Origin of the sequence: Paenibacillus urinalis (genome assembly GCF_028747985.1) — a bacterium.
GTDB lineage: Bacteria > Bacillota > Bacilli > Paenibacillales > Paenibacillaceae > Paenibacillus > Paenibacillus urinalis.
Map to the genome: position 1 here is coordinate 764797 of NZ_CP118108.1, position 25288 is coordinate 790084.

17 protein-coding genes are annotated in these 25288 nt (G+C 47.3%); 13 read left to right on the forward strand and 4 right to left on the reverse strand.

Annotated features, from left to right (window positions below; translation table 11 throughout):
• The first annotated feature begins 99 nt into the window (after nucleotides 1–99).
• The 8 genes from PUW25_RS03495 (at nucleotide 100) to PUW25_RS03530 (ending at nucleotide 8584) form a co-directional block, all read left to right on the forward strand.
• Nucleotides 100–1254: a DUF418 domain-containing protein gene (locus PUW25_RS03495; protein ID WP_274338093.1), complete on the forward strand. Its 1155-nt coding sequence runs from the start codon at nucleotides 100–102 to the stop codon at nucleotides 1252–1254.
• 172 nt (nucleotides 1255–1426) lie between these two features.
• Nucleotides 1427–2587 carry a cobalamin-independent methionine synthase II family protein gene (locus tag PUW25_RS03500; protein ID WP_274338094.1) on the forward strand — a complete coding sequence of 387 codons (1161 nt, stop codon included), beginning with the start codon at nucleotides 1427–1429 and terminating at the stop codon, nucleotides 2585–2587.
• A gap of 300 nt (nucleotides 2588–2887) precedes the next feature.
• Complete coding sequence (locus PUW25_RS03505) at nucleotides 2888–3871, forward strand: tRNA dihydrouridine synthase (protein ID WP_205054212.1); 984 nt, start codon at nucleotides 2888–2890, stop codon at nucleotides 3869–3871.
• Nucleotides 3872–4087: 216 nt separating this feature from the next.
• Nucleotides 4088–5257 carry a DUF4317 domain-containing protein gene (locus PUW25_RS03510; protein WP_205054211.1) on the forward strand — a complete coding sequence of 390 codons (1170 nt, stop codon included), beginning with the start codon at nucleotides 4088–4090 and terminating at the stop codon, nucleotides 5255–5257.
• 26 nt (nucleotides 5258–5283) lie between these two features.
• Nucleotides 5284–5991, forward strand: coding sequence for a DNA alkylation repair protein (locus tag PUW25_RS03515; RefSeq protein ID WP_205054210.1), 708 nt, complete (start codon nucleotides 5284–5286; stop codon nucleotides 5989–5991).
• Nucleotides 5992–6137: 146 nt separating this feature from the next.
• Nucleotides 6138–6890, forward strand: coding sequence for a superoxide dismutase family protein (locus PUW25_RS03520; RefSeq protein ID WP_205054209.1), 753 nt, complete (start codon nucleotides 6138–6140; stop codon nucleotides 6888–6890).
• 152 nt (nucleotides 6891–7042) lie between these two features.
• Nucleotides 7043–7786, forward strand: a complete 744-nt coding sequence (locus tag PUW25_RS03525) for an SDR family NAD(P)-dependent oxidoreductase (RefSeq protein WP_205054208.1) — start codon at nucleotides 7043–7045, stop codon at nucleotides 7784–7786.
• Nucleotides 7787–8002: 216 nt separating this feature from the next.
• Nucleotides 8003–8584, forward strand: a complete 582-nt coding sequence (locus PUW25_RS03530) for an LOG family protein (RefSeq protein WP_205054207.1) — start codon at nucleotides 8003–8005, stop codon at nucleotides 8582–8584.
• Nucleotides 8585–8670: 86 nt separating this feature from the next.
• Here PUW25_RS03530 and PUW25_RS03535 read toward each other — a convergent pair whose 3' ends face one another.
• The 3 genes from PUW25_RS03535 to PUW25_RS03545 form a co-directional block, all read right to left on the reverse strand.
• Nucleotides 8671–9420 (reverse strand): GNAT family N-acetyltransferase, encoded by a 750-nt coding sequence (locus tag PUW25_RS03535; RefSeq protein WP_205054206.1) that lies wholly within the window; start codon nucleotides 9418–9420, stop codon nucleotides 8671–8673.
• Nucleotides 9421–9592: 172 nt separating this feature from the next.
• On the reverse strand, nucleotides 9593–9862 hold the full coding sequence (locus PUW25_RS03540) for a hypothetical protein (RefSeq protein WP_205054205.1): 270 nt from the start codon (nucleotides 9860–9862) through the stop codon (nucleotides 9593–9595).
• 222 nt (nucleotides 9863–10084) lie between these two features.
• Nucleotides 10085–11686 (reverse strand): helix-turn-helix domain-containing protein, encoded by a 1602-nt coding sequence (locus PUW25_RS03545; protein ID WP_205054204.1) that lies wholly within the window; start codon nucleotides 11684–11686, stop codon nucleotides 10085–10087.
• A gap of 271 nt (nucleotides 11687–11957) precedes the next feature.
• On the opposite strand from PUW25_RS03545, the gene PUW25_RS03550 reads away from it, so the two are divergent.
• The 5 genes from PUW25_RS03550 (at nucleotide 11958) to PUW25_RS03570 (ending at nucleotide 23950) form a co-directional block, all read left to right on the forward strand.
• A complete protein-coding gene (locus PUW25_RS03550; RefSeq protein ID WP_205054203.1) occupies nucleotides 11958–19874 on the forward strand; it encodes a lamin tail domain-containing protein in 7917 nt (2638 codons plus the stop codon).
• A gap of 159 nt (nucleotides 19875–20033) precedes the next feature.
• Complete coding sequence (locus PUW25_RS03555) at nucleotides 20034–21239, forward strand: HupE/UreJ family protein (RefSeq protein ID WP_205054202.1); 1206 nt, start codon at nucleotides 20034–20036, stop codon at nucleotides 21237–21239.
• A 132-nt stretch (nucleotides 21240–21371) separates the two neighbouring features.
• Entirely contained in the window at nucleotides 21372–21839 is a 468-nt protein-coding gene (locus tag PUW25_RS03560; RefSeq protein ID WP_274338095.1) for a GNAT family N-acetyltransferase, read from the forward strand.
• 154 nt (nucleotides 21840–21993) lie between these two features.
• Nucleotides 21994–22692: a 2,3,4,5-tetrahydropyridine-2,6-dicarboxylate N-acetyltransferase gene (gene dapD / locus PUW25_RS03565; RefSeq protein ID WP_274338096.1), complete on the forward strand. Its 699-nt coding sequence runs from the start codon at nucleotides 21994–21996 to the stop codon at nucleotides 22690–22692.
• Between the two features lie 139 nt (nucleotides 22693–22831).
• Nucleotides 22832–23950, forward strand: a complete 1119-nt coding sequence (locus tag PUW25_RS03570) for an N-acetyldiaminopimelate deacetylase (RefSeq protein ID WP_274338097.1) — start codon at nucleotides 22832–22834, stop codon at nucleotides 23948–23950.
• Nucleotides 23951–24025: 75 nt separating this feature from the next.
• Here PUW25_RS03570 and PUW25_RS03575 read toward each other — a convergent pair whose 3' ends face one another.
• The gene (locus PUW25_RS03575; RefSeq protein WP_274338098.1) at nucleotides 24026–25186 is read right to left on the reverse strand and encodes an aminotransferase A; all 1161 of its coding nucleotides are present in this window, start codon (nucleotides 25184–25186) and stop codon (nucleotides 24026–24028) included.
• Between the last annotated feature and the right edge of the window lie 102 nt (nucleotides 25187–25288).

Consider the following 25288-nt stretch of genomic DNA (forward strand, 5'->3'; position numbering starts at 1 on the left):
AAAATTTGGTTGACAATTATTGGAATCCATCTTAGTATAATTATTGACTGATCAAGTCAATCAATAATTATACACTCCAAAAGTGAGGTGTTTGACGGATTGAGATCGCTTGCTCCAGATTTAGGCCGAGGATTTATGCTGCTGCTGATCGTGATTGCTCATGCCCCCGTATTTTTGTTTATGGCGAAGCCATTTACGCTGACTCGTCCACTCGGAGAGCATTGGCTAGATGACATCGTGAATTTGGTTGGATTGCTGTTCGTGGATAACCGCGCATATCCAATGTTTGCCGCATTGTTCGGTTACGGATTGGCTGCTATGGCAGCACGCCAACAGGATAAGGGTGTACCTGTAACAGAAGTGAAGCGCTTGTTACGACGTCGTTCGTGGCTGCTCATTGTTTTTGGATTTATACATCTTGTCTTTATTGGAGGAGCGGATATCCTTGCCGTGTATGGCATTTCTGGTCTTATTCTAGGATGGCTGCTGTTTAAACCGGAGCGGATACAACGCAGGGCTATAATCTTGATTGGTCTAGTGTATATAATTATTATTCCGGTTGCCTGGGTAACGGTATATCCGATCTTGACAGGGGAAGAGCTGGACATGGGATACACGCCTTCCCATACTTATCTTCTTCTCGTCTCGGAGCACTTCATTGCATTTCCGATTATGATATTGATCAATCTGCTGCTCTATCCGATGCTGTTAATTATCACTCTAGGAGTTTGGTCTGCCCACAAACGGTGGCTGGATCATCCTGAGCGCTTCCGTCCCCAGTTGAAACGAATTACCATCGGAGGAATCAGTATATCGCTGATCGGGGCACTTCCTTACGCTCTGACTGGCGCGAACATGTGGCATCCGGAATCTGGACTAATCAGCTGGTTTGTAATCGTCCACATCATCACGGGTGTTGCAGGCGGGTTAGGATATACGGCTCTTATTGCGCTGTTCAGCATATCAGCCCGCCGCATCGCTCCTAGGATAACGCAGGCACTTGCATCCGTAGGCCGACGATCGCTTACATTTTACATCTACCAGGAGGCAATGCTTGTCCTCTTGCTATCACCAGTCGCTCTGGGATTAGGAGGTGTGCTGGATAGTGCGGGGGTGTTTGTTATTGCAGTGTTGATCTGGTTCTCGGGTGTCTGTCTCGCAGTCTGGCTGGAAAAGCGGGGGTGGAACGGCCCTATCGATGCTTTAATGAGAAGACTCATCTATCGAGAACGAAAAGGTTTAGACAGAAGCTGACGAATCGGAACAGCTCATCCCTCCATAATAACCAAAAGATAAATTTCTGAGCTCGCTATAGCTTTTAGCTATAACTAGATATTGCTTTTAAGTCTTATACAGGATGTAAACCTCCATGCTAGAATCAAAGGAATCAAAAACGACATAGGCGATCTAGAGGGGGACTTTTATCATGTGTAATAGATTTCAAATCGTAGGCAGTTTGCTTCGTCCGTCGGACTTATTAGAATATAAGCATCAAATCGAGCATCGCGATGATATTACCTATCCCTTTTACCAAGACTTCGAGGGATATGAGCAGTCTGAGTCCGCAGCGATTCAAGCTGTAGTCGATAAGGAGATTGCTAACAATATATCTGTAATTACGGATGGAGAATACTCCAAATCGATGTGGCATCTGGACTTCGTCTGGGGCTTCCAAGGCATCAAACGCTACATCGCAGATCACGGGTATTTCTTCAGAGATACAGATGGATCTTCGAAATATGAGACACGCAGAGATATTGGACTGCGCATTACGGGTGAACTGAGCGGTAAGAACCACCATTTTATTGATGTTTATAAGAAGCTTCAAGCGCAGGCTGGCGATCGTGAAACGAAGCTGTGCGTACCTTCTCCGTCTCATATATTTGGTGAGCTGTCCTGGTCGGATAACATTGGCGGCACAGAATCCGTGTATAAGGATAGACAGGAGCTTAAGAACGGATTGGTTAAGGCTTATAAGGAATTTGTTGAGGAGTTTGCTGCGGCGGGCGGTAAAATTCTGCAGTTTGACGATTGCTTGTGGGAGCTCTTCGCTGATGACAATCCGAACTCTCCTTACACGGGTGAGAACATCAATCAAGAGGAAGTGCAGGCTCTTGCTGCTGAATTCATTGATATCAACAACACGGTCATTGACTTCGGTCATAGCCTGGGCCTCAAAATGTGGACGCATAACTGTCGTGGTAACTATGACTCCCGTAATATGGGCGGCGGCTCCTATGCGAAGATTGCGAATCTGTTCTTGAAGCAGCTCAAATACGACCGTTTCTTCCTGGAGTGGGATGATGAGCGTGCTGGCTCCCTTGAGGCGCTTGCGGTGTTCCAAGATAAGCCGAATACGGAGATTGTACTTGGCCTGCTGTCTTCCAAGACGAATACACTGGATGATGAAGAGCGTGTCTTGAGAATGCTGGATGAAGCCTCCAAAATTATTGATAAGGACAGACTGCTCTTGTCTCATCAGTGTGGGTTTGCGTCCTGCGATGGCGGAAATGAACTGACTGAAGATGAGCAATGGGCGAAGATTAAGCAAGGTCAGCGTATTGCAGAGCAATACTGGGCACATTAATATTGGGCACATTAATATTGAAATAATATAAAGCAAAGAGGGAAGCGAAGATCCCATTCAGACTGTCGGCGAGGTAATTGCAGGCAGTCTTTTTCTTGTGATGAGAGGTCTGCGATTATTCTGCTGTGGAACTTCCAGGACCTGATCATTTGATTTGTTAAACATTTACTGTAAAATCAATGGATGCGATCGTTTGATAAAAAGTGCTCAAACATGCTATAAGTGTAGAAGAAGCACGAACAGCTTGCTTTTTAATATAGGGATAAAGATTTGTCCTGTTACTATAGAGAGGTTTTAGATATGACAACGAATTTTTGGCGTGATTTGCCACGTCCTTTTTTTATACTGGCACCGATGGAGGATGTAACGGATGTTGTTTTCCGCCATGTCGTGAGTGAAGCGACAAGACCGGATGTGTTTTTTACTGAATTTGCGAACACCGAGAGCTATTGTCACCCGGAGGGGAACCACAGTGTGCGTGGGCGGCTTACTTTTACGGAGGATGAACAGCCGATTGTAGCCCATATTTGGGGAGATAAACCGGAATATTTCCGTCAAATGAGTATCGGTATGGCGAAAGAAGGCTTTAAAGGAATCGATATTAATATGGGTTGTCCTGTAGCGAATGTAGCGGAGAATGGGAAGGGAAGCGGACTGATCTGCCGTCCTGACATTGCTGCTGACATCATTCAGGCAGCCAAAGCCGGAGGACTGCCCGTAAGTGTCAAAACAAGGCTTGGTTTCAGCAGGGTAGATGAATGGCGTGATTGGCTGACCCACATTCTGAAGCAAGACATTGTTAATCTATCCATTCATCTGCGGACGAGAGAGGAAATGAGCAAGGTAGACGCCCATTGGGAGCTCATTCCAGAGATTAAGAAGCTTCGTGATGAAGTGGCACCGGATACGCTGCTGACAATTAACGGAGATATTCCTGACCGTCAAACCGGTCTGAAGCTTGCTGAGCAATATGGGGTGGATGGTATTATGATCGGACGTGGTATTTTCCACAATCCATTTGCCTTTGAGAAGGAACCAAGAGAGCATAGCAGTGAGGAGCTGCTTGACCTGTTACGGCTGCATCTGGATCTCCATGATCAGTATTCTGCTATGGAATCCCGTTCGTTCAAGCCTCTTCCTCGTTTCTTTAAAATTTATGTTCGTGGATTTCGCGGGGCAAGTGAACTAAGAAATAACTTAATGAACACCAAGTCAACGAATGAAGCGCGTGCTTTGCTCGATGATTTTGCAAGCAAGCAGCATGATGAAGCCGAGCAAGAGTAGGACTTCCCTGATGAATTATTTTGCCGTAATCAGTGGCTGTGGTGCCTAGAACGATACTATGATTACGGGCCCCCTATAGAAGGTATTATGGTATGATAAGTTAGTTGAACAACAAACGTATTTAGATATATCAAGTGAGGAGCCCTTCTGGATGAAGGGCTTCTGTAACGTTTATTTTGGCAGGGGTAATCTACTATAGGAGATGTCTGATCAATTATGATAAAAAAAGAACTCGCACACATACGTAAGCAGTTTAAAATGGACCACGAAATGCTGAAGCTATACGAAATTCTTAACGTGTATATTATGAAGGAGAGCAACGAGATCTATCATTATGAGCGTCAGCCGTTTGAGCTGCTGGATCGGGAGAAGCAGGAGCTGCACATGGCTAACTTCAAGAAGCTGTTAACCGGTGAACTGGATCAGAAGCTGTTCGAGTTAAAGTTCCAGGAGGAAGCGGAGGAACCGACACGTGAGCTCCTTCATCAAGCGCTGGTGACCGGGGATCCCGATGAATGGACGGATCTGATGATCCTGCTCGTGGAGAGAATGATGGCCGATACTCATTATAAGCAAGATACAGTGATCACTTTTGTTCGGGGGCAGTACTACCGACCGACGAAGGAAAGAAATGAAGAGGTCGAAGAGAGCGAGAAGAATGAGGTCTTTGCGAATTCATTTATTTTATGCAGTGTGAACTCCACAGAGCAGCAAAAGAAAACACTTATGTTTGATTATGTCGAGCGGGAATATAAGTATAATGTCTTTGTTGATCCTATCATCAAATTGAACACGCCGGAGCAAGGCTTTTTCTATCCAAGCGTGACCGATAATTATTCTGACGTGAACCGTGTTCTGTATTCCTCAGGGAGAGCCAACGAGCCAAACTACCAATTCATCGAGGAAGTCTTGAAGGCAGAGAGAACGGTGACGGCACAAGAGGAACGTACGATCTTTGAGGATATCGTGAAGGAAGTCGCAGGAGAACAGCTCGATGCTGCAACAATTGCTCATGTCTATGAGGAGATTCATCAGGTCATTGAGACAAGCGATCAGGAAGAGCCCCCAAGGCTGGACTATAAAGATGTGGAACGGATGCTGACATCGAGCGGTGTGGAGAACGTGACGGCAGAAAAGGTAGAGCTAGCGTTTGAAACAGTCGTTAACGACAAAAATTATGAGCTTAAAGCGAGCAGCGTTATGCCGAAATTCACCTCCAAATCGATTAAGATTGATACGAAGGTCGCTACCATTTCAGTGAGTCCGCAGGATCTAAAGTATTTGAAACAGGTGAGTTATCGCGGAAAAAGATGCATCCTCATTGAAGTTGACGAAGATGCCGTCATCGAAGGATTTACCCTGGCTACGGAGAATTTGATAGATTAAGATGAACAGAAAGGGCTGTGTAAACGATGAATTTTGAATCTGTCATGCAGGAGCTTGAAGCTCTCGGCAAGGAACGACTCAAGAAGATGTACATGTCCAATGGCGCCCATGAACCATTGTTTGGTGTGGCGACAGGCGCGATGAAGCCCATGGCGAAGAAGATCAAGATTGATCAGCCTTTGGCTGAGCAGCTGTATGCGACAGGAAACTATGACGCGATGTACTTTGCGGGCATCATTGCAGATGCAAAATCCATGACAGAAGCGGACTTTGAGCGCTGGATCGATGGAGCTTATTTTTACATGCTGTCTGATTACGTCGTTGCAGTCACCCTCGCTGAGACCGATATTGCACAAGAGGTGGCTGATAAGTGGATTGCAAGTGGAGATGAGCTGAGAATGTCAGCAGGATGGAGCTGCTATTGCTGGCTGCTCGGCAGTCGCCCAGATATACAGTTTGAGGAGAGCAAGATTGCCCGTATGCTTGACATGGTGAAAGAGACGATTCACGAATCTCCTGAGCGGACCAAATCCTCGATGAACAATTTTGTCTACACAACGGCTGTGTCCTATGTCGCGCTTCACGATAAGGCAGTCCTTACTGCACAGGCCATAGGCCCTGTTGAAATGAAACGGGACAATAAGAAGCCGGCGATCTTGCTCGCGACCGATAATATTCAAAAAGCGGTGGACAAGAACCAGCTGGGCTTTAAACGCAAATATGTGAGATGTTAGACATCCCATTCCCATAAGACATTCGAGGGTATTCCTCGGGTGTCTTTTTTCGTGCGGATGAGTAATGTTAGCTCATAGATGAACAGTTTGACGACTGGAAAATAAGGGTAAGGGGCGGTGAGACTACAGGGACAGGAGGCGCTGAAATGAAAAAAAGAAAGTATGAAACCAAGCATATGGCAGGGGCATTTCTGGCCGGAGCTGTATTGTTTTCGGGATTTTCTCTGGCTGCAGCAAGTCCAGATCTTACCTTGGACAGCCTGAAGCAGTCGGCCGCGAAATTAAGTGTATATGTTAATGGAGAGGACAAATCCTCTGCAAATGGAGAGTACGATAATGCAGGAACAGCTGCACCAGAGTACATCCTTCATAACGACACAACTTATGTACCCGTTCGGATGGTATCTGAGCTTGTCAATCAGCCAGTATATTGGGACGAGGAGTCTCATTCGATATCATTAGGCGTGCCAGCGGTTCCGTTATTTAATGCGGAGGGAGAAGAAGCGGGCTTTGCCACATTAGAGCAGACAGATGAGGGAGTCGTCGTGAAGGTTACGGCTACAGGGCTTACACCAGGAAAGCATGGATTCCATGTGCATGAGAATCCCGTACAGGGAACCGATTTTGAGACAGCAGGTGGACATTTTAACCCAACAGACAAGCATCATGGGCTGGAGCACCCAGAAGGAAGTCATGTCGGAGATATGCACAATCTTGAAGCAGGACAGGATGGGACGGTAGAAGCAGAGGTGCTGCTGCCAGATGCCACTCTTGAAAAAGAGGATACCCACTCTGTACTCGGGCGCTCACTCATTATTCATGCGGGTGAAGATGATCACATGACCGATCCGTCAGGGGATTCCGGCGGACGTGTACTTGGCGGAAACATCCCGGAATAATATCTCTTGAGATGTTAATTTTTCACGAGTTAAGGCAACAATAATAAAGATGAGCCATGAAGACATCGCGCCTCGTTCTCCTATTGGAAGCAGGCGCTTTTTTGCAGTATCGGCAATAGCATAATATTTCAACAAGGAATGGAGAGACCCTTATGAAGCTGAAGGATAAAGCAGCGATTATTACAGGTGGTGCGAGTGGAATTGGTGAAGCGACTGTGCGTCTTTTTGTAGAAGAAGGGGCGAAAGTGGTCATCGCAGATTTCTCGGAGCGAGGCGGGGAATTATCTGCTGAATTGAATGCGAGCGGGTATGATACGCTCTTCGTGAAGACGGATGTAACGAAGGAAGAAGACATTCAGAACATGATCAACCAAACGGTGGAGAAGTATGGCAGGTTGGATATTATGTATGCCAACGCCGGTGTGGCGGACGATGCGCCTGCTCATGAGCTGTCTTACGAGAAATGGAAGCGTACCATTGATATTAACTTGTCAGGCGTCTTTCTATCCGATAAATATGCGATTGAGCAGTTTCTTAAACAAGGCGGCGGAGGAGCGATCGTGAACGCAGGATCTATTCACAGCTTTGTGTCTCTCCCTAATCCAACAGCTTATTCCTCTGCCAAAGGCGGAGTTAAGCTGTTAACTCAAAATCTATGCACCGCCTATGCCAAGGAGGGGATCCGCATTAATGCTGTATGTCCCGGATACATTGAAACGCCTCTGCTAAAAGAAGTGGATGCGGAGACAAAACAATATTTGGCCTCACTTCATCCGCAGGGCAGACTTGGAAGACCGGAAGAGGTTGCCAAAGCCGTCTTGTTCCTGACCAGTGAAGATGCCAGCTTCGTTAATGGTACGACCCTTCTTGTGGACGGAGGATATACAGCGCATTAATTTGATATCGCAAAATAATAAAAACCTAGAGTACACCTCCTAAGAGGGAGCTCTAGGTTTTTGGCATGTTTCTCAGCATTCAGATGGTGATTGTGCATGGATTGGGGATCGCGGGTATGATAAAATTTTTAAGGGAATGTTTGCTCAACAAGAAGTGCATAAAGAGAAGCTTCAAGCCCGTTACACATCTAAATAATAGGAATGGAGAGTGGGATAATGAAATCAATCGCTGTATTCTGTGGCTCCAATGAAGGAAGCTCTTCGATATACAAAGAAAGTGCTGCACAGCTGGGTAAGGTGTTGGCCGAGCAACAGGTCACTCTGATTTACGGCGGATCTAATGTAGGTCTGATGGGAGCCGTTGCTGATGCGGTCTTGGAACATGGCGGACGGGTAATTGGTGTATTGCCTCATTTTCTGCAAGCTCGTGAAATTGCACATAAGGGATTAACCGAGCTCATTATGGTAGATTCCATGCATGAGCGTAAAGCCAAGATGGCTGAATTGGCGGACGGATTTATTGCTCTTCCGGGTGGACCCGGAACGATGGAGGAATATTTTGAAATATTTACTTGGGGACAGCTTGGTTTACATCAAAAGCCATGCGGGTTGCTGAATATCAATGGCTATTTCAATTCGCTGGTGTCTATGTTCGATGTGATGGAGCGTGAGCAATTCATGCAGCCGAAATATCGCTCGATGGTTCTTACTGATCACACCTCGGAAGGTCTTCTTCAGCAGTTCGCAGACTACACGGCTCCGTCAGTTAAGACTTACCTCACGGAAGAGCGTACTTAGTCTTTTGAAGTCAGACCCCTACGAATATGAAGTCTGTAAGGCATGGATCCGATGATCTACTTCGGTTCATGCCTTTTGATATGTCGTCAGGATGTGGTCAAGGCTCTCACCCGGTACCAATACTTATAATTCTCCGTATAACCGATCTTGGAATAGAGTCTTAGTGCAGGTGCGTTGTTCGCAATGACTGCCAAATAGCTGAACCGTGCCCCATGATCCTTACCCCAACTCAGAAGATTTAATATCATCTGTTCACCGAAGCCGCGATTGCGATATCTGGCATCCGTCACAATATCATACAGCCCGATGTATTCTCTCTCCACAACGCCAAGTCCGCAGGCAACCACTTGTTCATCGTCATATAAGGATATGAATCCTCTTCGGGTTTTAATGTTGGATAACATGCGTTCCATGGTGATCCGATCTGCTGCCTTTACCTGATTCAGCTTATAGTAATCGTTTAACCATTCATCGTGGGGACATTCATAGATTTGGACTGAAGTTAGCCGAGGCTTACGGATATGCGCCAGATCTACGGTTTGAACACTTGTTACATCAACCACGGAATAACCGGCTTGATCTAATGTGGAATCCAGCTCTGCAGGATGAATAAAAGGGGTGATTTTAAAAACAGCGGGCAGACCATTAGCTGCATATAGCTTCTCGCATTCTGTAATTTTGCGGGCTGTTTCACCCGCTGAATGATATAGGGGATGAATGGAGTTTGCCCGCTTCGTGAAGCCGTTCGCTAAGCGCAGCAGCCAGCCGCCGTAGAGAAGGGTGGATAAGGACGGCCAATGATTCAGAGAGAGCTCTTCAATATATTTATTATTCATATCCTTAATCCTTTCATGTGTATGATGAATTATTATAATTAATAATGCATAAATATACAACGAGGTATAAAGAAATGAAATATAGAATGAAGTATGACTTAACAAAACAGCCCAAACTCCAATGCAGGAATATGGGCTGTAGTGAAGTCCGTTCTTCACTTGGGGGATGGAATTATCCTTGAAAGTTAATGAATTCTTTATTTATCGCTTGAGCATCTTTGAATCCGATTTTATATGCGGTCTTCATTACACGGGTGTTACTATGCAAGAAGAGATCCTCTAGTAATCCGAGGCTGTTGTCCAATTGGTCGGGAGTTTGATTGTTAATCGCTTCCAGAGTCTCGCGGAAAAGCATATAAAGGTTATTGTGTTCCTTCTCGCAGATCTCTACAATATCCTGTGATCTTTTTTCAAATGCATCCTTCATCATTTGTTCTACCATCGCTAAGCCCTCCAGTTGATGTCCATTATTCTAAGTTCGTTATTGCTTAGGGGTTCTTCATCGGTTTTTCATATCAATCAGAAATTAACATTCTCGTATACATCATACCTTCTCAGAGTCGAAAAATTTGTCGCCTTATGTCGAAAGAGATTTAGGTAATATTTTCATACACGACTCCATTTCAGAATACCTTACCTTACTTTAATGAGTGATGGATTAGATTCAAACGCTTTTATGAATATGTATAATTTCTTGTTTACGGTATTGGCCTGGTGTCATGCCGGTTTCCTTCTTGAACATTCGATTGAAGGAGGAGAAATTGACATATCCCACCTGAGCGGCAATCCGGTTGATTGTCATGCCGGTCGTTATTAACAACTCCTGTGCTTTTTCCACTCGGACACGATGCAGATGCTCGCTGAAGGTACTACCGGTTTTTTCTTTGATATAGGTTGATAAGTAAGTACTGGACATATTGAGCAGATCAGACAGATAGTTAAGTGACAGGTCCTGGTGATACTTCTGCTGAATGATATCAAGCACATATATGGCAAGCGTGTCTTTAATTCCGACCGTTGGTTGGCTCACCTCGTTTCTCTCATCTGAGGCTTGAATAAGAACCGTTGATTGCTGCTCTGGCAGAAGTGGATCGGTTAACTGTCCTTCGTCAGGCCTCGTGATCAGCTGAATCTGCCGAGATGTAGAGGCTTGCTCAATCCAGCGCAGGGTCTGCTCGTAGATCCCGCTGAGCTGACATGGTTCAGGATACGAATCACTGACAGCGATTTGCAGTTTCCCGCTATGAAGCAGCTCTTGCTCCCATGCAGGAATTTGTTCTTCTAGATTGGCAATAAGGACGTCCCGGTCTATGTTATAGAACATCGAGATGACGTGCATAGGTTCGATTTGAAACGTATGGGTAGATGGTCCACACGCTTCGGCGAGTTGGCGCATCGTAACGATCAAATGGTGCATGGTATCTCTGTATGAAGGTTTGTGTATTGAGTCATCTGCTTCTGCACCCATATCCGGAAGGAAATTATACAGAACCATAACAGTGCTGCTGATAGAGGGATGCAGTCCTGCTCGTTCTAAATCAGGATTGAGATGCTTGATTTCATTGATATGATCTAAGGTGATGATGGAAGGCATGATCTTGGCAGTCCACTTCATATAATGGTCGCGTTCTTTTGATAGGCGGGTCACTTCAAGTGCGGCAGAATGGAGGTGAAGCCGGGAATCTGTATTGTTCATTGAAACATGACTGGCTAATGCTTGTCCGATCGCTTTGATCGGAGTGCGAATCTGCGTGTAGAACAGGAACAGCCCTGAGATGCAGATAGCGAGTAAAAAGTACAAAACGGCTAAGATCGTATTTAGAAAGAGGGATGACCGTTCTACTTCCGTATTACCTACGGTACTTATCCATTTCAATCCATTTATTGTGTCCGTATAAAAATAGTATTGGTTATTCATCTGGGCTGTATTTTGGCCAGGCTGAAATGAAGGGAGGGGCAGGAAGCGTGCTGCTGTGTCTGAACGGTACAGCTCCTTCCCATCTGCAGCGAGCACGATCAGGTGTTCAGGAAGAAATCCCTGACGGGCTGCTTCTGTAAGCTGATAAGGAATATCTATATGTGACGATGACGATTGCGAGGCACTCAGCCGTTCGGCGGTATGCTCCAACTGGAATAAGTGTTCTTTTATCGCTTCATTAGTAACTGCTCTATTCAGCAGGGAGGTGGTGAACAGGTACAGGATAGCAATAAGTGCAAATATCGTCGTCATGGTCATTATGGATTTGCCGTCCCACCTCATTCTCATCTCAATGAACCTCCCCCGAAAACAAGCTGTATCTTACAAAATACTAATAGAGAATTGTTTCATAAATGTGTATGTAATGTAATCGGAATGTTAAGAAATTTAGTGTCGATATTTCAGAATTTTTGCATTTTATTCATTTCATGCTTTTTCGCGGTAAATAGCTAAAAAAATGCATAGGTTCCAATCAAATGTCCATTGTCGTGTTCTTTCCTCTTCGGATACCCTTTAAAAGGTTCATCATTATACAATATGAGGAGATGAAGATGAGGGAATGTTTAGTTTGAACCAAATGAAGCGATGGACAGCCGTATGTATGACAGCCGTATTGGTTGTGACAGGCACGGCTGGAGGAGCGGTGCCATGGCTTGGCGTACAGTCAGCATATGCTGAAGCCCTTGCTGAGACCTCAGGCGAAGTACCTGCCGAGACTCCTGCTGATGTTCCAGGCGAAGCACCTGCCGAGACTCCAGCTGAAGCACCTGCCGAGACTCCTGCTGAAGCTCCAGCCGAAACACCTGCTGAGACTCCAGTTGAAGCTCCAACTGAAGCCGCTGGTGCAGCACCGGTGGTTATTTATGAGCAGCAAGCGGAGTCAACCGTACCTATGGACATGTCGGTTACATTGTCTGTATATAGTGAAACTGCGATTACTACAGGCACACTATACTATAAGGGTAGTAATGATGAAACATTCGAAGCTGCGCCAATGAACATCGGCAATCCCGCTCAGGGATACGCGGAATTATCCGGGATTATTCCGGAGTCTGTCATGCACGATGCTGAAATGGTGAATTATTATTTTGAGGTGACAAGCGAGAACGGAACAACTCGGAGTCCGGCTGAAGACGGGACGGTATATGAGCTATTGATTGAGCAGCCACCTGCTGGAGAGACGCCGAGTCTTCTGATTACGGAGATTGTATTTAATGCTCCGGGCTCTGGAGAGGTATCCGAATATATTGAAGTTTACAATAACAGCCCACAGCGCATTAATTTATCCGACTATTATGTGCATTACGAGAATCATGATGGAAGCACGGTTCGGGATTGGACGCTTCCAGATCAGGAAACAGAAGCATGGGAGACGATAGTCTTGCTCAGCAAGAACAGCAGTCTATCGCAAGTGAACAGTGACTACGGTGTTTCGCTGGCCGAGCATCAGATTGCAGTCATGACCCAGCCTAGCGGCAACCTGGTGAACACAGGTACGTACACCGCCTCAATTAAGACGGTTGCAGATAACGAGACCTTATCATCGGTTCGTTACAACGATGCAGCAGTGAACAGCTCGGAGAACGGTGACGATCAGGATAAGACAAGCGTGGTTTATAAATTTAATACGAACAGCGCTGTGATGGAAAAATGGTTTAGCTTCGGCATCCCGACGCCAGGAACGCTGCTGGATGGTCAAGTGCCGGATCCATCAGCAGAGAATCCGTCTCTGCTTCCGGTGATCAGCCATCAATCTGCCGGCACGATGCCTCTGCAGGATGTTGTGATCACCTCTTCCGTACACAGCCCAACCCCTCTGGAATCGGCTACGCTGTATTTTAAAGACAGCTCAGCAATAACTTATACAGCTGTTGAAATGTCTGTGGACACAGGAGAAGCAGGAAATTACAGCCTCTCAGGAACGATTGGACTTACCTCTATTGGCTATTCAGACAGCATAGATTATTACATAACGGCCCGCAATAAAGAAGGGCTGAGCCGCACAGAGAGATATGGGCTTACTATTGACCGGGAAATTCCGGAGCTGCTGATCACCGAGATCGTGTTTAACGCTCCGAATGATGAATACTCGGAATATATTGAGGTCTACAACAACAGCACCGAAACGATTAATTTATCAGACTACTATGTATCCTACGAGAACTATAATGGTACAACCGTATATAACTGGACCTTAGGCGATCAGGAATTGCAGCCATGGAAAACGGTAGTGCTGCTCAGAAAAAATGGCAGCCTCACGCTCGTCAACAGCGAATACGGAGTATCCCTTACCCAGGATCAGATACTAATCATGAATCAACCCTCAGGCAATCTAGTCAATACAGGAACCTACACGGCTAACATCAAGAAGACGAGTGATGACCGGATCGTATCATCTGCAAGATATAACGATGCTGTCATCGGTCCGAAGGATGTGACAGATAACGGTGACAAGACCAGTGTCGTCTATAAATATCCGGTAAGCGGCGCTCTGATGGACAGGCTGGCAACCAAGCAGATCCCGACACCGGGAACCATTCTGGAAGGGCAAGTCCCCCTTCCGCAGGTAGATGACCCTGAACAGCTGCCTCACATCAGCTACGAGCCATCGGTGACGACCACGAATCCTCAGGACGTATCCATTGAAGCTGAGGTGACAAGTGATACGGGTGTGATTGCTGCCAAGCTGTATTACAAGGCAGACTATGAGACCTTGTACAGCAGTGCGGAGATGACCATTACAGAGGGCGCCGAAGGGAATTATTCCGTAGCAGGTGTTATTCCGGCTAAGGCGATGGCAAGCGCACAGCAAATTCAATATTATTTCACGATTCAAAATGAATATGGTACTTCGCGGAGTCCGTTAGAGGCAGATGCGACTTATGAGCTTCAAGTCGAGCTTGATGGAGAGCCTCCATATTTGCTGATTACGGAAATGGTGTTCAATGGACCCAATATTAATGGTGCTGACGTCCCTGCATGGGAATATATTGAGCTGTACAACAACAGTGATCAAATCATTTCCCTGCAGGATTACTACATTGATTACACAGATCTAAGCGGTGTTACCCAATATACTTGGCAGTTCACTGACAACGTTCAGATGGAGCCCGGCAGAGCATTGGTGCTGCGGATGGAGCCGACGGATGCGAACGGCACGGCGGACAAATTCAACGCTGCTTACAAGCTGACAGGCGATCAGCAGATTGAGGAAGCAGACCTCGTTAATCTCAGAGGGGACAGCAGCCTTGCGAATACATCTTCAAGAATGGTTAACGTTGTAACCAAATCAGGACAGAAGGTTGTATCCGCGGCTTATAACGACAATGCAACTCCAGATAATCCAGCGCCTGATAATTTGACGGATACCTCGGTTACGTACTTACCGAATTATGTAAGCGAGGATATGGTTAAATGGGGCGTAAAAGTAACCCCCACACCAGGCTATGTACTGGATGAACAGAAGCCTTCAACAACGGTTACACTCCCGGATGATTATCTGCCTCCAGTTATTGAACACACTCGCGGGGCAGGCAGTATCGGGATGGAGGACTATACAATCTCCGCTCAAATCACGGATAATACCGTCGTATCAGAAGCGAAGCTCTATTATAAGACAGATGTGATGTCAGGCTTCACTTCTGTGGCGATGACTCAGCAAACAGGAAATTCATACGAAGCTGTTGTTTCGGCAGAAGTACTGACAGGCGCAAGCCGTCTATACTATTATTTCGAAGCATCGGACGGAGTTCATATTACTGTGAAAAAGGATGTGAAGAACGAGCCTTTCGAAATCAAAGTGCTCGAGTCCATATCCTCAGTAGTTCCAGAGCTGCTAATTACAGAGCTCGTGCCAGACAGTACGGGAAGCGATATGTATGAGTACATTGAGGTGTACAACAATTCAACGCAAACTGTGAATTTGAAAGATTACCAGGTTGTTTATGTCTATTATCATGGCGGAACGGATGCTTGGGATTTGCCGCATAACCTGGAGCTTCCGGCCGGAGAAACGGCTGTCATCTGGGTACAGTCTGATCTAAGCAAGGACGAGCCGGTCAGCAGCTTTAACGGCCACTGGGGCGTCAACCTGCCAGAGGATCGGGTCATGTCGATCTACTCCATCGGTATGAACAATACGAATGAAGGCCGGATCATTCTTGCCGAGGATTCGCATTATGTCGTCGACCATGCCCGCAATCCAATCGTGCAAGCCTGGTTCAACGTCGGTGTTGATGAGGTAGAGAACGACGGTACGAGTGTCGTATATGAATATCCTAAGGACGGTTCTACCAAAATGGTGAAGCGTTCTGCACGCATGACAGCTACACCAGGCCAGCTTATTGAGGCACAGGTGCCTGAACAGCTTGTCGAAGTAGCGGATGATACGAACCAGCCGGTCATCATTCATGAAGAGCAAGTAGAAGATACGCCTTTTGGCTCGCTGACATTTGAAGCAACGGTGACCGATGATCAAATGGCAAAACGGGTATCCTTGTTCTTCAAACGGGATATGGATACGGATTACACTGAAGTCAATATGAAGCGCACAGCGGAAGGCTCGGATGTATTCATGTCCGCTGAAGTGAACAAGGCACTGCTGCTTGGCGCAGCGCATGTTGATTATTACTTTGAAGCAACGGATGGACAGAATATCGTCCAATCTGACAACTACAGCCTCGGTTTTGTGAATTATGGACCGTTGTGGATTGATTTTGCAAATGTCGAATTTTTAAGTGGAACAGCTGTTGTTCAGGGCAATACGGAAGCTGCAGGCGAGACGTTGACCCTCTCGGTCGATGGAAATGAGCTCATCACTAGTCCGGCGATGCATACAGCGCCAACACTAACCTATCGGGTTGACGATATAAACAGCGGCTTCCAGAATGGTTTATTCATCAATGATGAGCTGGTTACGCTATTGCCAGTGAGTACTTACTATCAGCAAAAGTATGTTGATATTCCGAAGCACGTTCTGCAGCCAGGAGAAAATACGATCAAAATTACGGCCGGAACGAAAGAGAGCCCGCTGGAGTTCGGTACATCGAACAACAACGATGACTATCGAATTGAAGGAGTGGAGCTGCTGCTGCCAGACGGCACTTCAGCCGATTGGACTTCAGCACGTGCCAAGACATTAAATGCAGATAGCTTTACCGATATCGATCCGGCTGACCGCCACAAGATTGGTGATAGCGGTGGATATGTCGAATATATCGAGATTACATTTAACATACCGGCAGATGTATTCCACAGCATCTACGCGGAGGTAGACACAACAGCACTAACGGATGGAGATCATCTATTTACATTGTCCTCAGGTTCGGGTAACTCTGCTGAGGTAACCGCTGTTGTTGACAATACCGCGCCTGTATTTGAGAGCTTCTCTATTGAAGACGGCGAGCTGTATACTGGTGAATTTGAGCTGAATGCGGTTATTGAGGATGCTGTATCTGGTGTCGCTTCGGTTAAGGCTACGCTTGATGGATCAGCAGTAGAGTTGCCAACGATGGTTCAGGCTTCAGAACTCATTGTGGGCGAGCATATCTTTGAAGTAGTGGCAACGGATGCGGCAGGAAATACGGTAACTCGTAAAGGTGTGTTTACTACGGATGAAACGGCACCGAACGCTCCTGAGGATCCGACTCCAGCAGATGGTGCAGCAGGAGTGAGCCGTGATGCAGTGCTCAGCGTAACTGCAAGTGATCCGAATGGAGATACAGTGGACGTGTCCTTTGGTCAAGGCTATCGTTATGATTACAACGAGCAGTCGGATATTGAAGCCTATTCCAATGCCGTTGACCGTGAGCCGCCAATTGAACTGAATCCAGAAGGTGAGGAAGGATTTACAGCGGAAGCAGAAGCGCTCGTTGCGAAGCAGGACGGGGAATATTACGTTACAGATGCGAGTGGCCTGTTCCCTTACCAGCGCTATGAATTCAAGCTGGACGAAGATGCAAGTGGAATTGAATCCGTTGAAGTCGTGTGGCAGGGACACTCGGTTGAAGGCCGTCAGGTGACCATGTATACGTGGAACTATAACACGGGCAAATGGGAAGCTGCAGCCAGAGGCGTAGGTGCCGAAGACTTCGAACTGAGTGCTGCCGTAAACGCTGCAGACATGGTAAGAGACGAGACGATTCAAGTGCTTATTCAGGACTTAATTGTAGCTGAAGATGCCTCCACTTCCGAAGATCCGGACGGTGATGGCAAATTCACCTTTGCCTTCTCTACAGATACGCAGTACTACGCAGATTCCTATCCGGATATTTTCCGGTCACAGATGCAGTATATCGCTGATATGAAGGAAAAGATGGATATCCGTTATCTCATTCATACCGGGGATATTGTGGACGACTGGTATCGACCGGACGAATGGGCGATAGCCGATGAGAGCTTTAAGATTATTGAGGAAGCCGGTCTTCCATATGGTGTCGTTGCAGGGAATCATGATGTCAACTTCAATGCTGCCGATTATACGGAGTACTGGAAATATTTTGGACGTGATCGGTTTGAGAGTCAGCCGACTTACGGAGACGATTTGAACAACAACCGCGATCACTATGATCTTGTATCTGCCAACGGTCAGGATTTCATCATTTTGTATCTGGGCTGGAGCATCCAGGAGGATACAGTGGAGTGGGCAAATGAAGTGCTGAAGAAATATCCGGACCGCTACGCTATTATCGGAACGCATGAATATATTTCTCCTTCCGGGGCGTACTCCGGTCAAGGTCAAATGATCTGGGATGAAATTGTAGCGAAGAATCCGAATGTGAAAATGGTCCTCTGCGGTCATATTCATGGCGTAGGTTATAACGTCAAGCATTTGGAAGACGGGCGCGTTGTCGTAGAAATGCTGGCCGATTATCAATCCGGACCTATGGGTGGTTCAGGATACATGCGATTCCTGGAATTCGATCCAGCGGAAGAACAAATTCATGTAAAGACATACTCACCTTATCTCGATGACTGGAATTATTTTGAGGACGGTTCCGACGATTTCTACATTCCTTTTGAGACACAGGATCCTCTCAAGCGAGTAGCAACGGATTATATCGGAGTGAATCTCTATAGCACTAACGAGATCGGGGCACAGCAAGCCGTAGAAAGTGGAAGCAGGGCGAGCACGACCTGGTCTTCACTAGACGCGAATCAGAATTATTTCTGGTATGCCAAAGCAACGGATCCATCCGGCAGCTCGACACTCTCGCCAATCTGGAAATTCTCCACGGGCAGCGGTGGAAATGGCAATGGAGACGGTGACGGTGATGGCAATGGAAACGGAAATGGTAATGGTAACGGCAATGGCGATGGCAATGGTAACGGTAATGGAAATGGTAATAATAACAACGGCTCTGGTGGTGATACATCGACGGACAGAGGGTGGACCGAAATTACGCCGGAAGATATCTCAGCAGATGGTGACAGTGTAAGCCTGAGAGCAGAGGACGATACGACAGGCTTGATCTTAACCTCAGCAGCGCTTACCCGTATTGGAAACCGGAGCTTGACGATTACGCTTGCAGACGGTGCCGTGATCACCTTGAGTGCAGAAGAACGAGCTGCATTGGCTGGTGAGCTCGGTGCGAATGAACAACTGTATGTTTCTACTGAATCAGCTTCGGAAGAGGCTGTCGACGGAGCAGTCCGAGATTACAGCAGGGAACAAAAAGCAAGCTTTAAGGTGGTCGGCCATCCAGCTAAGGTGGAGATTGGCAAACGCGGTGTGAATGGCACAGCGGAGCCGCTGGATGCTTCGGTAACGATTAAGCTTACGGCCGATAACGTGAAGAATACTGCTCTGTCCGGTATTTATCAGATTGCGGCAGACGGTACAGTAACATGGGTTGGCGGAAGTTATGCAGACGGAAGCTATACAGCATCAGTAGAAGAGGCGGGTACGTATGTCGTACTGGAATTTAACAAGCTCTATACTGACGTCACCGAGGGACATTGGGCTTACCCTTATGTACAACTGCTCAGCTTCCAAGGTATCGCGAACGGCATTAACGACACCACATTTGGCGCTGCAAAATCGACTACAAGAGCCGAATTCGTAACGCTGCTGGCAAGAGCATTTGGTCTTACAGCATCCACAGGCTCGGATACCTTCAGCGATGTTAAGGCTGGAAGCTGGTATGCAGAAGCTGTACAAGCAGCTTATGAGGCGGGCATTGTTTATGGCACAAGTGCAGACCAATTCGAACCAGGCAATTCGATCAGCCGGGAAGAAATGGTTGTCATGATTGTGCGTGCCCTGGAGCATATGAGCGGCAAGGAGCTCGAGACCGGAAACGGAACGGCCTATTCCGATGACAATCAGATCAGCGATTGGGCCAAGGAAGCGGTCAAGAAGGCAACGGCATTGGGATTCATTGCAGGTAAAGGAAACAACAGCTTTGATCCTAAAGGCATGGCATTGCGTTCTGAGACAGCGAAGGTTCTCGCTCTGATGCTGGAGCAAATGCAATAACACGGTTAGGGAGAAGGCCTGCAGGAAGGGCTTTCTCCCTTTCTATTTTTAAGAGATGAATATTTTACATTATTAAACAATAATTTCATCATCGGATAAACATAGGATGCTATATTAATTGCATTTGAGGTACAAGAGATCGCTACAGGAGGATATGGCATGCAATTATACGGTCAATGCGGCAGGACAGAGGAAGAATCGGGTGCTTCGAGCTTGCGCAGAAGCTTGCCCTGCATCGATTTGCGAGGATACACCAAGTGGCTTGCGGCCCTCATCCTTTTTGTAATGACATCCTCTATTTTTGCTCAACCGGCAAGTGCACACATGAATACGTTGGGATATTCCAACATCCAGGTGGAGCAGGGCGGATTGATATACGAAATAGAGCTTGATCTGCAGGAGGTAGCCCAGTGGATGGATGTAAGATCTGGCGGGGTGTTCATACTGGGTGGAGGTAATCAGCCTCCCGAGGGCGAGGTTGCATGGACACAGGACGAGCTCAGATCCTTGATTGAGGAATCCTTAATTGTAGAAGGAGAAGGCCAGGCTGCCGAGCTTGCAACCATTGATGATATCAGGATTGTGGAACGAAATGACACCGGCTATCTGCATATGCTGCTCGGATATGATTTTGCAGAAGCGGCGGATGATTATTCAATTAACTATAATTTTTTCTTTGATATGGACGCCAATCATCAGAATTTTGCTGCAATTCGAATGGGAGAGGCCTCGAAGGATATTGTATTTACCAACGGACAGCAGGTGGCTGCCGGTGAAATTACAGCTGAAGGAAGCAGCAGTACGACGGTTGAACTGCCGGGCTGGGCCGTCACGGCTTGGAACTACTTGGTGATCGGAGTCCAGCACATCTGGTTCGGGATTGACCATCTGCTGTTTATCCTTGCACTCGTGTTGGCTAAGCTGCGTCCCTGGGACTATGTAAAGGTTCTGACGGCTTTCACCGTCGGGCACAGCTTGACCATTGCACTGGCTGCACTGGATATAGTACGTCTGCCATCGAGCTTCGTGGAGCCGTTTATTGCACTCAGTATTGCCTATGTAGCTGTAGAGAACATCTTCCGTAAGCAAGTGAATCGGCGCTGGCTCATTGCGCTGCTGTTCGGTCTGATCCATGGATTCGGGTTTGCCCAGGTGCTGCAGGAATCGCCTGTGGATTCCATTGTGCTTGCACTGATTTCGTTCAATGTCGGCGTGGAGATCGGTCAGCTGTCAGTATTGGCCGTGGTTATTCCGCTGCTCCTGTGGCTGAGAAGATTCAAGAAAGTCTATACGTACAGCAATGCCGTGATATCCGGGGGGATCATGCTGTTTGGCCTGTTCTGGTTCGTGATTCGGGTAATTTAATTATAGAAAAAGATTCATGGATGAAAATTGAAAAGCCAGATATAATTTGATAATGCGCTCCATTAACGAAGTAAAGTGAACAGAGGGCTGCTGTTATAGATTTATTCTTTAGAAAAGGGGCCTTTCTTAAAAATGACAATGAAGTATTCTGCCGTCCAGGCAACCATTCATGATTTAGATGATTTGGTTCCACTATTTGATTCTTATCGTGTGTTCTATGGGCAATCATCCAATCTTGAGGGAGCCAGGTCGTTTTTGTTCAACCGCTTTAATCATGCAGAATCGGTAATATTTATCGCACGTGCTGTTTCTGATGGACAAGCCGCTGGGTTTGCTCAGCTCTATCCTACCTTCTCATCTATCTCTATGCAGCGATCATGGGTCCTTAATGATCTATATGTAATGGAAGCACATCGCAGAGAAGGGATTGCAGATTTACTGCTGCAGCAGGTACGGGAGTTTGCGACGACAACACAGGCAAAAGGAATCGCATTATCTACAGCGCCGGATAATAAGGCAGCACGGACGCTTTATGAGAAGCACGGATATGTTATCGATGACGAATTTTATTCTTACTATTTGACATTGCCACTTCAATAGTACATACACCAGGTGGATCTAGTCCGAGAAGTAAGCTTTAAGCGAATATGTGGTCGAGACCTGCCGTGTGAAAAGTAGACTCTGTTCGAGCGCGTATGCTACAATGTTCGCAAGGAAAATAAGCTTGAAGAAAAAGGAGAAAAACATACCAGCCATGGATAAAACAATGGAAGTCATTAATTACATCAAAGATAGCAAAAAGGTTACGCCTGTAAAGGTGTACTTCAACGGTAAAATCACTTCTCCAGTAGAAGGCGTTAAAGTATTTGATTATGGTGACGGCGGCGTGCTGTTTGGCGATTGGGCAGAAGTGCAAGAGCTGCTTGCGAACGACAAAGGAATTGAGACTTACGAGGTGGAGCATGATCGTCGTAACTCTGCAATTCCGATGCTTGACCTGAAGGGAATCAATGCACGTATTGAGCCTGGCGCGATCATTCGTGACAAAGTAGAGATCGGCAACAATGCCGTTATCATGATGGGTGCGGTTATTAATATCGGTGTTTCGATCGGTGAAGGTACGATGATTGATATGAATGCAACGCTTGGCGGACGCGTTCAAGTCGGCAAGATGTGCCACGTTGGCGCAGGTGCGGTACTCGCTGGCGTTATCGAGCCTCCTTCTGCACAACCGGTTGTCATTGAGGATGATGTTGTCATCGGTGCAAACGTTGTTGTTCTCGAAGGTGTGCGCGTGGGCAAAGGCGCTGTAATCGCTGCGGGTGCAGTCGTGATTGAAGATGTGCCGGAGAACGCAGTCGTTGCGGGTATTCCAGCTCGTGTAATCAAAATGGTTGACGACAAGACCAAGTCCAAGACTACAATTATTGAAGGTCTTCGTAACCTGAAATAAGCAAGTTAAAAGTAATCCAAGCGCGCGCCATCAACAGTGGCGCGTGTTTGTTTATGGGCGGCTTAAGCCAGAGCTTGAGTTAGCAGGCGCATATAACTTGATACGATAAGGCTTAACGAGTGACTTGAGGAGTGATCGAATGAGCGAGTTTGTAGAGATAAGACGGAGGCTTCACCAGATTCCGGAGCCAGGCTTTGAAGAGTTTAAGACTCAGGCTTTGCTGCTGGAATACATCGGCGGACTGCCGCAGGAGCGGCTGGAGGTCAAAACCTGGCGTACGGGTATTTTGGTTCGAGTGAAGGGTTTAATTGGTGAGCGGTGCTTGGGATACCGGGCGGATATGGACGGGCTGCCGATCGATGAAGAGACGAGCTATGAATTCCGGTCAACGCATCCGGGTTACATGCATGCTTGTGGACATGATCTGCATATGGCTATCGGTCTTGGGGTACTCACAGAAATCGTGAGAGAGCCGATTAATGATGATGTTCTGTTCGTGTTCCAGCCAGCGGAAGAGGGGCCGGGCGGCGCTTTACCCATGCTTAGCAGCGAGGAATTCAAGGCGTGGAAGCCTGATTTCATGATGGGGCTGCATATTGCTCCCGAATACCCGGTAGGAACGATTGCGACGAAGCCAGGTATCCTGTTCGCGAACACATCAGAGCTGTTTATTGATCTGACAGGTAAAGGCGGCCATGCCGCTTATCCGCATCGGGCCATCGATATGATCGTTGCGACGTCGAGTCTGGTCATGCAGATGCAGTCTATCGTCTCGCGCAATGTCGATCCATTGGATTCCGTTGTTGTGACACTTGGCAAAATTACAGGCGGAACCAAACAGAACATTATTGCAGAACGGGTTCGTCTGGAAGGAACAATTCGGTCCTTGTCAGCCGATTCAATGGCGGATGTAAAAGCCCGGATTGAAGCACTGCTGACAGGCGTAGAGGCCGGCTTTAACTGTAAGGCCGAGCTGGATTACGGCTCCAATTATTATCAGGTGTACAACCATGAAGAAGAAGCCGAGCGATTTATGAACTTCGTTCAACATGTTGAAGGCGTGGAACTGATTGAATGCACGGAAGCCATGACGGGCGAAGATTTCGGATATTTTCTCCGCGATATTCCTGGGTTGATGTTTTGGCTTGGGGTCGACACGCCCTATGGACTGCATCATGCGAAGCTCGAGCCACAGGAGGAAGCGATCGGCGTGGCTATTAACGTTGTATCTAACTATTTGCGCCATCGTTCTTCATAAGGAAGGTCTCCATACCAAAAACTGCTTCTGCGCTCATGCGCAAAAGCAGTTTTTTTTTGTAGCATTCATCCGAGTTTAGCTGGACAGTCCTTGTACGAACGACTCGATGCGGTCCAGCGCCTCACGAAGCACCTCCATAGAGCAGGCGTAGGAGATGCGAATATAGTCGTCGCCGAAGGGTGCAAACGCGGCGCCCGGCACGACCGCCACCCGTTTCTCTTCAAGCAGTCGATGAGCGAACGTGGTGGAATCAAGTCCAAACTTAGCCACAGATGGGAAGATGTAGAAGGCCCCGTTTGGCTGTGTGACCTCAAAGCCTGCATTAACCAACCGCTCATAGGCATAATCACGGCGTCGTGCGTACTCCTCACGCATTGGCAGTGCGTCATCTATGCCGGCCGTCAGCGCTTCAACCGCCGCCGCTTGGCTGACAGAGCTCGCGCATGTGACATTATACTGATGCACTTTCACAATATGGCGTGCGAGGTAAACCGGAGCGAACAGCAGCCCGATGCGCCATCCAGTCATGGAGTGCGACTTCGACAAGCCGTTGATCACAATGGTCTTCTCACGCATCCCAGGCAGAGCTGCAATGGAAGTGTGCGTACCGTCAAATACAAGCTCGCTGTAGATTTCATCTGACAGGACGAACAGCTCACGTTCCCGAACCAGATCTGCAATCTCGTTAAGCTTCCCGGAGCTCAGTGTACAGCCCGTCGGATTGGAAGGGGAGGCCAGCACGATACAGCGAGTACGCTCAGTCAAATGCGGACGAATCAAATCGGCCGTCAGCTTAAAGCCGCTGCCGGTCGTATCGATATGCACCGGCTGTGCACCACACATGCGAATAATGGGTTCATACCCCGGATAGATCGGGCCTGGAAGGAGTACCTCGCAGCCTTCCGTAAGAATCGTCCGAAAAGTCACATCAATCGCCTCACTGGCGCCTGTGGTCACGATGATCTCATCCGCAGGATCATATGTAAGTCCGTACTTCTGCGTCATGAACTCGGCCGCTGCTGTACGCAGCTTGAGTGTTCCCGCATTCGGCGTGTACACCGTCTCCCCACTGTCGATGGCTTGCTTGGCTGCCTCCAGAATATGCTGTGGTGTTGGAAAATCGGGCTGCCCGAGCGTAAGTGACAATACATCTTCATATTGACTGACCTTGTTGGCCATTTTTCGAATACCGGATACTTCAATGCTCTGAACCTCCGGCCTGATTAAATGCTCCATAATTTCACCTGTCCCGTCTATATGCGTTTCAATGGTAATCATCATATCATATCGAACGGAGCACTTCGAGAGGAGCACCCACAATATCCGTTGGGCTGCTAA

Coding starts and splice junctions, on each gene's coding strand:
- PUW25_RS03500 (WP_274338094.1), top strand. CDS start 1,427: ATGTGTAATAGATTTCAAATCGTAGGCAGTTTGCTTCGTCCGTCGGAC.
- PUW25_RS03505 (WP_205054212.1), top strand. CDS start 2,888: ATGACAACGAATTTTTGGCGTGATTTGCCACGTCCTTTTTTTATACTG.
- PUW25_RS03510 (WP_205054211.1), top strand. CDS start 4,088: ATGATAAAAAAAGAACTCGCACACATACGTAAGCAGTTTAAAATGGAC.
- PUW25_RS03515 (WP_205054210.1), top strand. CDS start 5,284: ATGAATTTTGAATCTGTCATGCAGGAGCTTGAAGCTCTCGGCAAGGAA.
- PUW25_RS03520 (WP_205054209.1), top strand. CDS start 6,138: ATGAAAAAAAGAAAGTATGAAACCAAGCATATGGCAGGGGCATTTCTG.
- PUW25_RS03525 (WP_205054208.1), top strand. CDS start 7,043: ATGAAGCTGAAGGATAAAGCAGCGATTATTACAGGTGGTGCGAGTGGA.
- PUW25_RS03530 (WP_205054207.1), top strand. CDS start 8,003: ATGAAATCAATCGCTGTATTCTGTGGCTCCAATGAAGGAAGCTCTTCG.
- PUW25_RS03535 (WP_205054206.1), bottom strand. CDS start 9,420: ATGAATAATAAATATATTGAAGAGCTCTCTCTGAATCATTGGCCGTCC.
- PUW25_RS03540 (WP_205054205.1), bottom strand. CDS start 9,862: ATGGTAGAACAAATGATGAAGGATGCATTTGAAAAAAGATCACAGGAT.
- PUW25_RS03545 (WP_205054204.1), bottom strand. CDS start 11,686: ATGAGAATGAGGTGGGACGGCAAATCCATAATGACCATGACGACGATA.
- PUW25_RS03550 (WP_205054203.1), top strand. CDS start 11,958: ATGTTTAGTTTGAACCAAATGAAGCGATGGACAGCCGTATGTATGACA.
- PUW25_RS03555 (WP_205054202.1), top strand. CDS start 20,034: ATGCAATTATACGGTCAATGCGGCAGGACAGAGGAAGAATCGGGTGCT.
- PUW25_RS03560 (WP_274338095.1), top strand. CDS start 21,372: ATGACAATGAAGTATTCTGCCGTCCAGGCAACCATTCATGATTTAGAT.
- dapD (WP_274338096.1), top strand. CDS start 21,994: ATGGATAAAACAATGGAAGTCATTAATTACATCAAAGATAGCAAAAAG.
- PUW25_RS03570 (WP_274338097.1), top strand. CDS start 22,832: ATGAGCGAGTTTGTAGAGATAAGACGGAGGCTTCACCAGATTCCGGAG.
- PUW25_RS03575 (WP_274338098.1), bottom strand. CDS start 25,186: ATGGAGCATTTAATCAGGCCGGAGGTTCAGAGCATTGAAGTATCCGGT.